At 54.3% G+C, this 12,568-nt stretch carries 10 protein-coding genes, 1 tRNA gene and 1 pseudogene; 8 read left to right on the forward strand and 4 right to left on the reverse strand.

Features of this window, described 5'->3' with window-relative positions:
• Positions 1-70 precede the first annotated feature (70 nt).
• Positions 71-156, forward strand: a tRNA-Leu gene (locus ACR0JR_RS13115).
• 8 nt (positions 157-164) lie between these two features.
• Here the strand turns inward: ACR0JR_RS13115 and ACR0JR_RS13120 are convergent.
• Together ACR0JR_RS13120 and ACR0JR_RS13125 are read right to left on the reverse strand one after the other, a co-directional pair.
• Complete coding sequence (locus tag ACR0JR_RS13120; protein WP_238528824.1) at positions 165-617, reverse strand: hypothetical protein; 453 nt, start codon at positions 615-617, stop codon at positions 165-167.
• Positions 618-654: 37 nt separating this feature from the next.
• The gene (locus ACR0JR_RS13125; RefSeq protein ID WP_480456520.1) at positions 655-1,416 is read right to left on the reverse strand and encodes a helix-turn-helix transcriptional regulator; all 762 of its coding nucleotides are present in this window, start codon (positions 1,414-1,416) and stop codon (positions 655-657) included.
• 611 nt (positions 1,417-2,027) lie between these two features.
• Here ACR0JR_RS13125 and ACR0JR_RS13130 point away from each other — a divergent pair.
• From ACR0JR_RS13130 to ACR0JR_RS13155, 6 genes are all read left to right on the forward strand, one after another.
• Entirely contained in the window at positions 2,028-4,439 is a 2,412-nt protein-coding gene (locus ACR0JR_RS13130; protein ID WP_480456521.1) for a hypothetical protein, read from the forward strand.
• A 129-nt stretch (positions 4,440-4,568) separates the two neighbouring features.
• Entirely contained in the window at positions 4,569-6,515 is a 1,947-nt protein-coding gene (locus tag ACR0JR_RS13135; protein ID WP_480456522.1) for a type I secretion protein, read from the forward strand.
• Positions 6,516-6,551: 36 nt separating this feature from the next.
• Positions 6,552-8,843: a type I secretion system permease/ATPase gene (locus ACR0JR_RS13140; RefSeq protein ID WP_319546763.1), complete on the forward strand. Its 2,292-nt coding sequence runs from the start codon at positions 6,552-6,554 to the stop codon at positions 8,841-8,843.
• A gap of 3 nt (positions 8,844-8,846) precedes the next feature.
• The gene (locus tag ACR0JR_RS13145; RefSeq protein ID WP_480456523.1) at positions 8,847-10,187 is read left to right on the forward strand and encodes an HlyD family type I secretion periplasmic adaptor subunit; all 1,341 of its coding nucleotides are present in this window, start codon (positions 8,847-8,849) and stop codon (positions 10,185-10,187) included.
• A gap of 72 nt (positions 10,188-10,259) precedes the next feature.
• Positions 10,260-10,652, forward strand: coding sequence for a rhodanese-like domain-containing protein (locus ACR0JR_RS13150; protein WP_170543658.1), 393 nt, complete (start codon positions 10,260-10,262; stop codon positions 10,650-10,652).
• An 85-nt stretch (positions 10,653-10,737) separates the two neighbouring features.
• Positions 10,738-10,923, forward strand: coding sequence for a hypothetical protein (locus tag ACR0JR_RS13155; RefSeq protein WP_010442554.1), 186 nt, complete (start codon positions 10,738-10,740; stop codon positions 10,921-10,923).
• Here the strand turns inward: ACR0JR_RS13155 and ACR0JR_RS13160 are convergent, their stop codons facing one another.
• Positions 10,924-11,724, reverse strand: coding sequence for an alpha/beta fold hydrolase (locus ACR0JR_RS13160; protein WP_480456529.1), 801 nt, complete (start codon positions 11,722-11,724; stop codon positions 10,924-10,926).
• A 47-nt stretch (positions 11,725-11,771) separates the two neighbouring features.
• On the opposite strand from ACR0JR_RS13160, the gene ACR0JR_RS13165 reads away from it, so the two are divergent.
• The gene (locus ACR0JR_RS13165; RefSeq protein WP_170543664.1) at positions 11,772-12,146 is read left to right on the forward strand and encodes a hypothetical protein; all 375 of its coding nucleotides are present in this window, start codon (positions 11,772-11,774) and stop codon (positions 12,144-12,146) included.
• 273 nt (positions 12,147-12,419) lie between these two features.
• Here the strand turns inward: ACR0JR_RS13165 and glyA are convergent.
• Positions 12,420-12,568 (reverse strand): annotated as a pseudogene (glyA, locus tag ACR0JR_RS13170) (serine hydroxymethyltransferase); the annotation flags it as partial.

A 12,568-nucleotide genomic window follows, 5' to 3' on the forward strand; every position in this document is an offset into this window, starting at 1 on the left:
ATCGTTTTGGTTGCTTGTAAGAGATTGCCTAGATCATCAGTGTGGTTTGAATTTATCGCTCAGGTGATATGCGGGCGTGATGGAATGGTAGACATATCGGACTTAAAATCCGAAGGCCTTAGCGCCGTGTGGGTTCGAGTCCCACCGCCCGCACCAGCTGAGCTTCAGACCGGGAAACCCAGCCGGGATATCAGTTTCCAGATGTCTTTGTTCGCGTCCGAAAGCTGAGAGACGACATCCTCGATTTCTTTCATCGCTTTGTCATCCACCGTATCTTCCCGCCCTAATTTAATATCAGTTTTGCGATCAGCGATTCTCATCAGGATGGTCTTGGGATTTCCGCTTTCCTGATCAAAGGAGTAAATGCAGTGGTTGTACTTATTCCGGATGGAGGACAAGCGAGACAATCGCTGGGTGTGTTCAAGGATCGGATCACGGATTTCAGGTGCGCGACCTTCCATCTTCGCAAGACGCTCGACCAGATCGATGCGGGCTCGCGTCGTGTTCAAAGTCAGGAAAATGATCACTGCTACATCTTTGTTGGCCTCGGTTAGCCCAGCAATGAGGTGGATCAGAAGGCTTTCGGTATTTGTCCACATGTAATTGAGGCGACCCACCAGCAGGATGAGCCGGTCAAATCGGGTTTCGAAAGCCTCATCCAACGGCTGCGCTACGCGCTTCGTTCGGCGCGACCTCGAAATAGAAATGAGCGGCCTCGGTCCGGTTGCTCACATCGATTTTGCCCGAAACATTATGCATATGCAGTTTGACTGTATGTTCAGTAATGCCCAGCCTGGTCGCAATCGTTTTGTTGCTTTGGCCTTTGGAAACAAGCCTCAAAACTTGTTTTTCCCGGCGTGTAAGCTTTGCGTATTGCAGTAGTTTGTCGGGTGACCGAGTTCTGGTCGCAGGCTGTTTTTCGATTGGTACGTCCGCTGCGCCTGGCGATGCCGCCATACTGTCGGCCAGAAAACAAGGTAGGTGTAGTTCCTCATGCATGAGAAGCCGCAATATCGCGCGCCACACATCCGGAGCAACGTTCATCGGCAGATATCCGATGTTGCCAAAACTCGTGCGGTCCCAGTGTTCGAACAAAATCCGAGCGGGGCTTTTCTTGCGATAGGCGAAGGCAAGGCAGCCGTTTTCTGCAACTTTTGCATAATCGGCGGGTCGCGCCAGCAGCTCATCCAGCATCATCTGATCCACCACGATTATTCGTTCGGCGGAACTCGCGACACTACTTTTGGCCAGCACGTCTTCCAGGTGATTAAAACGCTCTGCACGAACACCGAATTCAGTTTGAACACTTCTTAGGGTTTGGTCCGAATAGAACAGTTCTTTGCCGATAAATATTATCGAAAGCTCTTCGGGATATTCGATCTGACTACGGGCATCGTCTTGTAAGGAATAACTCACTGATCTTCCCCCACTAGTAAAAACGTCACCTTCTGAAGCCAAAAAATGCGGGCACAGGGTTAAGCGACGTGAGAAAATTTTTTATTCAAATTACGTTTCATCATACCTGAAAGTACGGGTTTCAGCAACCAGAGGCAGTACTTAGGAGCCGCATATTTAGAACCTTTGATTAGGTTCAATTTCATTCCAGATTGCCTAACCTGATGAAATGGCTTCATTAATAATGATGTTCGATCTGCCGAGATTGTTTCCCCTTCGATTTGGCGATGGAAGGGACAATTTTTCCAATAAAGCGCATTAATAATAAGCAGTTAAAGAAGCTAATGCTTTCGACCAGCTATGCATGCCCGCTCATGACTGCAACCATGATGGTGCTTTGATTTGTAAAGCGCACTTGAACCTGACGTGCCCATGGATTCGCGTATTTTGGCGAGACCCCCATGGTCACGGAATCGGCTAAGCCGAGAAAGGGGGGCAAACCAAACAGAAGACGATCACTGCCGCGCGAGTGTCCAGTTTGACGCTCTGTGCGCGACGTTTGTTTTAACCGCGCCAGTAACCGCTTTGTAGATGAATGGCGGTCGGGTGCTTCCGTAAAAGTGGAATTTATTATGAGACGCCAGCCTAATCAAACGACAACCGTAACAACAGTTGATGAAGTCCAAATCGACGATCTGGACGCCGATTTTGATACTGATATCGCGGTAGATGAAGCAAATATCGAAGCGGACATCAACGCTCAACAACAGCAACAAGAGCAAGATGTTGATAATTCTGCGAACAATTCTGACTCACAGGACCAAGATCAATCACAACGCTCAAGAAATGATAATGACAACGATCAGGATCAGCGCCAAAACCAAAATCAGAACCAGCAAAACACCAACGGTGGAGAAGACAACAACGACAATGACAACTCGAACCACAACGAAGTGAACATCGACTTCGGTGGTGGCGAGTGGATTCCGCGCGATGACGACAAAGTAGATGTCGATATCGAAGATATTGATGGCGATGTAGGCGACGTAATCACCGCAGGCGACGACCTGGATTATGATCCCGGTGATGATATCAACATTGATATCTCACAAGATGGCCCAGGAAACGACTTCGCATCCATCAACAGCCAGTACGCGAGCCTAGAGGATAACGACTCACTGGGTAACGCATCGGTATCAAATTCAGGTGACTTTAGCCAAAGTGGCAACGCTCATGGAGGTGAGGCCTACGCGGAAGACGGTATCGACGTAAATAACGATGGTGGCGACTCGGGTGATGGCGGAGAGAGCTATGGAGGTGATGCCGATGGCGACACCAGCGGCAGCCATTCGTTTGCACTCGGTGGTCATTCTGGAAACGCTGATAGTTCGGCGTCTGGTGGTGATGGCGCATCTTCGGGTGATGCCTATAACGCAAGCCTTGGTCTTGGTCTTTCCGGTGCGCACTCCAGCGGTGACAGCACCGGTGGCGATGGCGGTGACGCCGATAGCGAGTCCAATGCGGATAACTACGGTGAAGCAAGCGCAGACAGCGACTCGACCGGTGGCGACGGTGGTGACGCTGAATCGTTTGGTCTTGGTCTTGGCCTAGCTCTGTCCGGATCGAACGCTGATGGCGATGCAGATGGTGGTGATAACGCCTCAGGCGCGCTAGCTGCCGGTCTCGGCCTAGCAGGCAATGACTCGTCAGCCGGAGATGCTGATGGTGGAGATGGTGACGCTGAAAATGACGGTTCGGCTGACAACTCCAGCGAAGGAACCAACGAAGCTAACGAATCTTCCTCTGGTGGTAATATCGGTCTGGGTCTGGCGGGTGCGGGTGCACTTGGCCTGAACGATGCCGATGGCGGTAGCGGTTCTGGCGGCGAAGGATCAGGTGGTGAAGGCTCAGGTGGTGAAGGTTCTGGTGGCGAAGGCTCTGGTGGCGAAGGCACAGGCGGTTCCGGCACTGGTGGCGACGCCAACGGTGGTGACGGTACCGGTGGAGATTCGGGCTCTGTAGAAGAAGCCTTCCCATTCCCGGTACTCCTTGTCGAAGAGGAAGATCCAGACGGTGAAGAAGAAGCTGCAGCTGGTAACTCGAACGGTACCGGCGGTGACGGTGGTACTGGTGGTGCTGGTACCGGTGGTACGGGTACTGGCGGTACGGGTACCGGTGGTACGGGTACTGGTGGTACAGGTACTGGTGGTACGGGTACTGGTGGTACAGGAACCGGGGGCGCAGGTGGCGGTTACGTAGACACAGATGCGGCAGCGCAAGGCGTTGGTGACCAAGATGCCGCTGGTCCGGTAATCACGCAGTCACCCGGTGACATCGACGGCTCGGCCGATAACGATCAGGACGTTGATGGTTCCGGTGGTAACGGTGGAACCAACACAACCAATGGATCTGCGGACGCCAGCGGTGATGGTATGGCAACCGCCGAAGGTACTGGTGGTGCAGGCGGAACAGCCAACCCCGAGTCAAGCTCGGCGGCAAGCGGCGCAGGTTCTGCTGACGCAACCAACGAAGCCGGAAACGGTGGCGATTCCGAAGCGTGGTCCGATGCAGCCAATGACGGTTATGCAGAAAGCCTTGCCGAAGCGATTGCCGGATACGGTGGTGACGCGTCATCTGACAATGATGCAGACTCGTCGGCTTCGGGTGACGCAACCGGTACCGCAACGTCCGGCGCCGGTGGTGCAGGCGGTGCAGCGGCGTCGAATGGCGGAACCAGTGGTGACGTCATGGGCTCGTCGACTGGCGGTGCAACCACGGGTGCGATGAACACCGGTGGCGAAGCTTCCGGCGCATATTCAGGTGCCGGTGGTGCTGGTGGTGACGGCGGAATGTGGGGCTCGAACAACGGTGGCGATGGTATCGTCAACGGTGAGTCCTACGCATCAGCAGCTGCAGTAGTCGATACATCGGCCTTCAACCAATCGATCGTCATGGGTGCCAACGTGCTTGGTAACTCGGTCGATACGACCATGGTTGGTGGTTCGATGACATCGTCCTACGCAAGCGACGACACCGACGTGTAAGACCAACCTTTCGGGGGCCGCATTCTCGGCCCCCGTTAAATGAAATCGCCGGGGCCACACGATGTGGCCTTGGCCCAGTAAATCCCGAACCGGAAATTTATGCCGGTAAGGGGGTAAGGGATCATCGAAATGTCATTCGATAGTGTTACCGAAAAGATTGCACACTTTATTGGAACTTTTGATCTCACGATTGAAAAAGCCCGGCTGAGGGATCAGTACGAAGAGTTCACCGCCGTCAGACGCAAGGCGGAACTCGACGAACTGGAAGAGCCCGCAAAAATCCGGGTCAAAGCAGATCTTGAATTAGACCCGGGCAAATTTGGCCCGCTACCCTATGGGTTCAACACCCCCCCGGCCACTCCTGAACTTCCACCACTGGTTGAGGGACCGGACATTCAAACGGCCATCACACTAGAGCCACCACTCACTGACGGTCCACCGTTGCCTGAGACGACCACCGGCATTGGCGCAACGTTCATAATCGAACAGAAGCTTGAAATTGTGACCGAACTTATCGGCTCGGCAGTAACCTATACATTCCAGAACATTTTTCTACGCGACAATGATGTCGTTGGCGAAGGGGATTTTCGCGACGTCGACCAACTTATCGCCCAGGCAGAAGCAGCAGCGCAGGTTGCGGCCTCGATGCATGGGTTTGCTGTGCCTTCATTCTCGATCTCCGACTATCTGTCTATCGAATATGTGGAGACATTGGCCGCAGAGATGCTCGCACCGATCAATATCGAAGTTGAAGGCGCAGTTGTTTATCAGTTCCACGGCGAAGACGCGATGGGTGTAATCGTCAATGGTGAGTATGTGGACGAAGCCCCGGTTTGGGATGACCTTTTGCCCGAGCATCACAGGCCCGACGAAGAGGAAGAGGATGAAACGCCTGATGCGATGCCTGCGGAATGGGATCAGGATGAGGATTCCGAATTTGCCGATGGCCACACGGTGATTGCAGGCGGCAATCTTGCGATCAACGAAGTGAACGCAACTGTAGCGTGGGTCGACGCGCCCTACATCGCCGTGGGTGGAAAATCGATCGAGTTGGCCATGATCAGCCAAGTTGCTGTTGTATCGGACACGGACAGAGGCACGAATGGTGACTCGGGCACCAACGTGGTGCACTCTTCGACAATCGAGGTCGAAGGTAATTCCGCACCTTGGCTGAAACAGGGTTCAAGTGACGACGACGCTCCGGCATTCATACATGTTGATTGGATCACCACTGACCTGATCGTCGCTAATTTTGTGAAGCAGAACATTGATGCGACAGATATCGATCACATTGATACCGAGATCAACGCGACGACGACGCTCTATGCACTGGGCGACAATGAGATGGTGGATGTCACAAATATCCTCCAACTTGGCAGCTATTATGATCTGATCATGATTGAAGGCGACATGATTACGGTCGATGCGTTCATCCAGACCCATGTGTTGATGGATGACGATGTGGTTACGGGTGGACTGCCTGGGCCCGTCGAAGGATCGGATGAGAACCTGGTCATGAACGAGGTTTCTCTGAAGAAAGAAGGCGAAGACACGCATCAGGAGATGCATAGTTCAATGGCCGAAGCAATGGCCTTTGGTGAAGAGAACATGGCCGCGCTGGAAGAAGCGCTGATGAACGATCCGATGTTCGCCGGCATGGAACAGATGCGGGTACTCAAAGTGGATGGTTCTCTGGTTCAGGTCAATGTGACCGAACAATCGACGGTCCTCGCTGATCAGGATGACGTTCACCTGCATGGCCAACACGCTGATGAGACTCAAGTAATAGCTGGCAGTAATGCGATGTTGAACGCGGCGAACATCACCAAGGCTGGCGTGGATTCAGTCGTGATGGCGCAGGACGGTGCATTTTCGGACCTGCTGCTGCATCAGGCGAGCCTGATTGACATGCCGACCAATGAGGAAGTCTCGGAAATGACTAACGAAGCCATTGCCGCGATTATGGCAGAGGCGGGGATGCCCGGACACCAAGGCGACATCGCTCCAAACGGCAATGACCTCACGCCCAGCGAAATGGCAAATTCCTCTGATGGCCTGCAAACCATGCTGGCCTGATTTTCCCTGATTTACGAGTGACCGGAAGGTTAGTTTATGTCGATCGTTTTTTCGTCGCGCCGCACCCGATTTGCTAGCCCATTGGACCGGCACGGAGGAGGGGGTCCGCTGACCCTCAAAACCCGTGATCGCGTGGCCAAGTCAAACGGGAATTCTTTGTCGAAAACAGAGGCACGATTGCGGTTGACCCCTGAAATGCGGATGCCTGATCCTTGCGTTGGAACGGCAGCTGCAGAACCTGCGACGCACCCCAATGATCCAGAAGAATTGCCGCGTGCGGCGCAACAAACATACAGACCGACGCAGGCAGAAGCAGAGGCAGAGCAGCAGAATGCAAATTCAAAATCGTGCGCTGGCTCTCCCCTTCGGCGCACGCGGTCGCGGCCCAAAAAAGACAAGGATCCTGTGGGTGGCGACGCTGGGGTGGCCGATGCGGAAGCCCCTGATCGTGACGCCGCCGATCAATCGACTGCGCGCATGACCCCCTCTGTGCCGTCGGACGGCAAAAATCGCATGGGCACTACGATCGAGGCTAAGGCAAATGAACCGTTGATGCGCCTGGAAACGGGAGGCGGCGACGGGAACGGGCCACCCCAAACTTTTCACAAACGCACCCCGCCTGAAGATTTCCAGAAGACGCTGCGCACATCGCTGCGGGCAATTTGGCGTAATCTGGCTTTCGTGCTGGTTCTGACTTGCGCAACTAACGTTCTGATCCTTGCGATCCCAATTTACCTGTTTCAAATCAGTGACCGAGTTCTGACCAGCCGGTCGCTGGATACGCTTATCATGCTGACCGCTATCGTCGCTGGGGCAGTCATTTTTCAATCAGCCTTTGATGCGGTTAGGCGATTCATGTTGATGCGCACGGCGGTTGAAGTGGCCGCGCGTCTTGGTGCTCCGGTTTTGAGTGCCGCTGCACACGCTTCTCTGCATGGTAATGGACGTGAATATCAGACCTTGGGTGATCTGCAGCAGGTGCGGGGCTTTCTGGTTTCCGGCACATTGATTTCGTTTCTCGATGTTCCGTTTGCGCCGCTCTTCATCCTGATGATCTTTCTGGTCCACCCGCAATTGGGGATGATTGTCGTGACGACGGCACTTATCCTGATGGTGATCGCGCTGATCAACCAGAAGATGACGGCCAAGCCCTTTGCCAAGGCCAATCAGGCGCAATCTTTGGCCAACCAGCATTTGGATTCGATGTCGCGCAACAGTCAGATCATCAACGCGTTAGCGATGATCCCCGAGGCGGTGCGCATCTGGGGTCGTGACACCGCACAATCGCTGACCTGGCAGGTCAAAGCGCAGGACCGCAACGTCATCTTCGCTGCTATTTCCCGTGCCGTTCGCTTGCTGACACAAATCAGCATTTTGGGGTGGGGCGCCTTTTTGGCCCTGCAAGGAGAGATCACCGGAGGAATGGTCATCGCCGCTTCGATCATCGCGGGCCGGGCCTTCGCTCCGATTGAGGGATCGATTGAGGGCTGGAATACATTCCTGCTGACGCGAGGTGCTTTTGGCCGGATCAAGGCTCTGCTGTCGAGTTCGGCTCTGCAATACGAAAAATTACGCCTGCCGCGGCCCGAGGGACGGCTGGATGTAGAGCGTCTGCTCTATGTCCCGGGTGGAACCAAGAGTGTCGTTCTAAACGGGATTACCTTTGCACTGAACCCCGGGGAAACTTTGGCAGTCATCGGGAATTCAGGCGCGGGGAAAACGACGCTGGGCAAAACGCTGGTGGGTTCGATTCTTCCGACCTCGGGAAGCGTCCGGTTGGATCTGATGGATATCCGCAATTGGGATCCACGCCAGTTTGGCGAGAATATTGGCTATCTTCCGCAGGACGTGCAGCTGTTCCCAGGTACCATCAAGGACAACATCGGCCGGATGCGTGCGGACGCCACAGATGAGCAGATCCACGATGCCGCCGTTCTGGCAGACGTACACAACATGATCGCGACGCTGCCACAAGGTTATGAAACCGTGGTGGCCGCAGACGGTTCGCCCCTTTCTGGCGGGCAAAAGCAACGTATCGCTTTGGCACGGGCTTTCTTCGGAAACCCGCGACTGGTTGTTCTGGATGAACCGAACTCGAACCTCGATGTGGCGGGCGACAAGGCGCTGGCACGGGCGATTGAACAGGCCAAGGAAAGCAAGATCACCGTGGTCGTCATCACACAAAAACCAACGCTACTGAATGTGGTCGACAAGATCATGCTGCTGACTGACGGACGTGTGGCGCTGTTCGGGCAACGCGAACAGGTACTGGAAAAGCTCAACGGGCCGCGCCAGCAACCACCCGAAATTCAGGGCAAGGGGGATTAAGCGATGAACGAAGTGGCACGCACCGACGAATCCGGGCTTTGGTATGCCGAGGTTCCGCGCTCGATCACCAAGTTCATAGTGATTGGGTTAGCCATGCTGATCATCTGCTTTGGTGGCTTCGGCGTCTGGTCGTTCCGCGCACCTCTAGCGGCTGCGGTCATCGCGCAAGGCAGTTTTGTCGCGACTGGTCGCAATAAAATCGTACAGCACCTGGAAGGTGGGATCATCGAGAACATTCTGGTCGCGGAAGGAGAATCCGTTCAGGCCGGACAGATCATGATGACATTGGACCAGACCTCGGCCGAGGCCAATGAGCGCGAGTTGTTCATCCGCAAGATCCGCCTTCAAGCGATGACTGAGCGGCTTCTGGCCGAGCACAGCGAACAGGAAAACCTGGTGTTTTCGCCAGCGCTGATTGAAGCGTCAGACGACGTTGAGGTCATGACGATCCTCGACAATCAGAAACTCAGCTTTGATGTTTCGCGCAAGACCTTGTTGAATGACATCGCCCTGCTTCAGCGTAATATGGAGGCATTGAAAATCCGTGCCTCGGGGTTTGAGGCGCAGTTGACCAGCATGGAGCACCGCTCGGACATATTGAAGGAAGAATATGACACCAAGCTTTCACTGTTTGAGAAAGGGCTTGTGCGCAAGGGCGATCTGAACACGATCCGCCGGGTACAGGCCGAGGCCGAGGGTCAATTGGCACGCCTGCGGGCAGAGACTGCCGAGGTCAATCAGATGTTGCTAAAATACGAAGAACAGATTCTGCGGACACGATCAGCTTATCGTGAGGCCGCTCTGGACGAATTGGGCGTTATCGAAGCCGAACTGGAAAGTGTGCGCGAAAAGGCGCGCCAGGCCCGCAGTGTTCTTGACCGCGCTGTGGTGCGGGCGCCGGTCACAGGAACCGTCGTAAGGTTACACCATCACACGCCCGGTGGCGTTATCGAAACAGGCGAACAGATCGCCGAGATCTTACCCGCTGACGCGCCGTTGATTATCGAAGCGCAAATCCCGAGAACCGAGATCGACAGCGTCATAACTGGCCAGATTGCGACAGTTCGGCTCGTGGCCCTCAACCAGCGTACGACGCCTGTTCTGGAAGGTCAGGTGTTCTACGTCTCGGCCGACTCGCTTGTCGAAGATTCTGCTGGCATGCCGCAAGAGGTGTATCTGGCGCGCATCTCGTTGACCGCCGATGAGATGAGCCGCGTACGGGGGTTTGTTCCCACGCCCGGAATGCCTGCCGAGATCATGATCCAAACCGAAGAGCGCACATTTGCCGCTTATATCGCCAAACCGGTTGTCGACAGTATGTCACGTGCCTTCAGGGAACATTGATTGCCTGAACCTCTACACCTTCAATTTTCTGCATGTTAGCCTTTAGCGGATCAACGAGCAGGAGAGACGAAGATGGCACTGACGGTCAAGGACATGATGCAAGCAGCGAACGCCGCGGTTGAGCGTATTGGTGCCAGCAAGGCGCAGGAATTGCTGGGACAGGGGGCATTACTTTTGGATATTCGCGACGCACCAGAACTGGAACGTACCGGTCGCGCCGTTGGTTCGCACCATATCCCACGCGGAATGTTGGAATTTCGGGCTGATCAAGATTTGCCATCTCATGATCCTGAATTGCGCAAGGACAGGGTGATCATCCTGCATTGCGCGTCAGGAGGCCGGGCAGCGCTGGCAGGAAAACTGCTTAAGGATATGGGATTTTCTCATGTCTATAATCTGGGTGGGTACTCAGATTGGGTTGAGGGTGGCGGAGAAACCATCGGTCCGATGGATCGCGGAATGTAGCAACGAATTCTGACCCAAATCAATGCCACGAATATACTAGGGGTGTAATGTCTTGGCCAGAAACCAAACGACAGGACGACTGGCCATGATACGCCTTGCAGCCATGCTATATTCTCTGATCGCTACCGCAATTGCAGGTAGTGCTGTAATCGCCGTTCTGGCCGCCGGGATGGTCAGTTCGGTGGCGATCATTTCCGCGGCCGCTGCAGGTGCTGTTGTTGCCGCACCCGCGTCATGGCTCGTGGCCAAGCGTCTCTATCAAGGTGCATGATCAGGCGTTCAGAAAGGTTCTGACGGCCGCTTCGAATTCACGAGGTTTCTCGGCGTGCAGCCAATGGCCTGCGCCGGGAATTTTGGCAAAGCGTGAAGCGGGAAACATCTGACGGATTTGGTCGCGAAATTCGGGTAAGACATAATCCGATGCGGCACCAGAAAGAAAAAGAGTCGGACCATCCCAATTGCCAGACACCTCTGGGAAACCCATTATTTTGGGCATTTCATGAGCCAGAACATCAAGATTCAAACGCCAGTTCTTGTTCTCGACATCCAGCGATTGCGTGAAGAAACTCTGAAGTGCTTTTTCAACTCCCTGATCCGCCAGCTGCGATTCAGCATCAGATCGTCGTTCAACATGTAACATATCAACAGCGCGCATCGCTTCAATATATTTGATCTGGCTATGTCCGTAGGAAACCGGAGCAATGTCGGCGACCACCAGTTTGCGAACCTTGTTTCCGTGTTGTAGTGCCAGGACCATTGCGGCCTTTCCGCCCATAGAATGCCCGACGACATCTGCGGCTCCGCCTATGCTGTCGATCACTTCGGCCAAATCCTGCGCCAATTCGGAGTATCCATGCTGATCATTCCAAAAGCTGTAGGCGTGATTGCGCATATCGGCTGCGATCACCTGCCGCTCGTCTGACAAGCGCCGCGCAATCACACCCCAGTTTCGCGCCGAGCCATATAGGCCATGCGCAATCAACAAAGGAGGTTGGTCGGTCGGGTCGCCATGGATGATCGTGTTCAACATGGCTATGTGATACCTGCCACCACATGGAACAACCAGCCCCATTGTCGTCAGCATTGTGCGCGGTTAGATTGCCCCGTCAGGAGACGTGAATGTCGCAGGAATTCGATATACAGACCCAAATCGCGCAGACCATCTTACTGCTGCGTAAAAAGCTTGGTGTGCGGGACAAAACCCTGACAGCATCGGTTCGCCGAGCGAGACGTAGATTGCCGCGTAAGGTCTATAAGCAGGCACTGGTGCTTGCGCAGGCCGAGAAGATGGCAGTTCATCCAAAGCTACGGCTGTTGCTGGATACACCCAAACTTGAGCAGGCCTCGGAGGATGTGCAAAGCCATCTGAATGCTATCAACCTTGCTGACCGGCGCTGGGGGTGGTTTCTAAGCTTTCTGGGGTCGCTTGCTTTGGGCTTGCTGGTTTTGACCGCCGTGTCGATCTTTATCCTCAGGTCGCGCGGCTTGATCTGATTCGCAATTCAGGCGCAATTGCGCGGATCAGAGGGTGATGCAAAGAGCCTCCGGCCGGCTAAAACCCAGATCAGATCAGACACCTCCGAGAACAATATTTTTGAAGCGTTTGAGGCTTGTATTGCCCGTATCTTCTTATTTGATGTGCGCACAGCAGATTTTGCCAACGACGCTGGATGCATCAGACGCCACTGATTTCTCACGTGCACTTCAATCTATATAGCGAAGCGGCGCCCGCAGGACGCCGCTTTTAATGATCAAAGTCCGGACTTTTTACAGGTTCGGATAGATCGGAAACTTGGCGCAAAGCTCAGCGACTTCGGCTTTGACTTTTGCTTCGACTGCGGCATTGCCTTCTTCGCCATTGGCGGCCAGACCATCGACAACTTCGATGATCCAATCTGCGATTTGACGGAACTCGA

The sequence above is a fragment of the Ruegeria sp. AA3 genome, assembly GCF_056542905.1.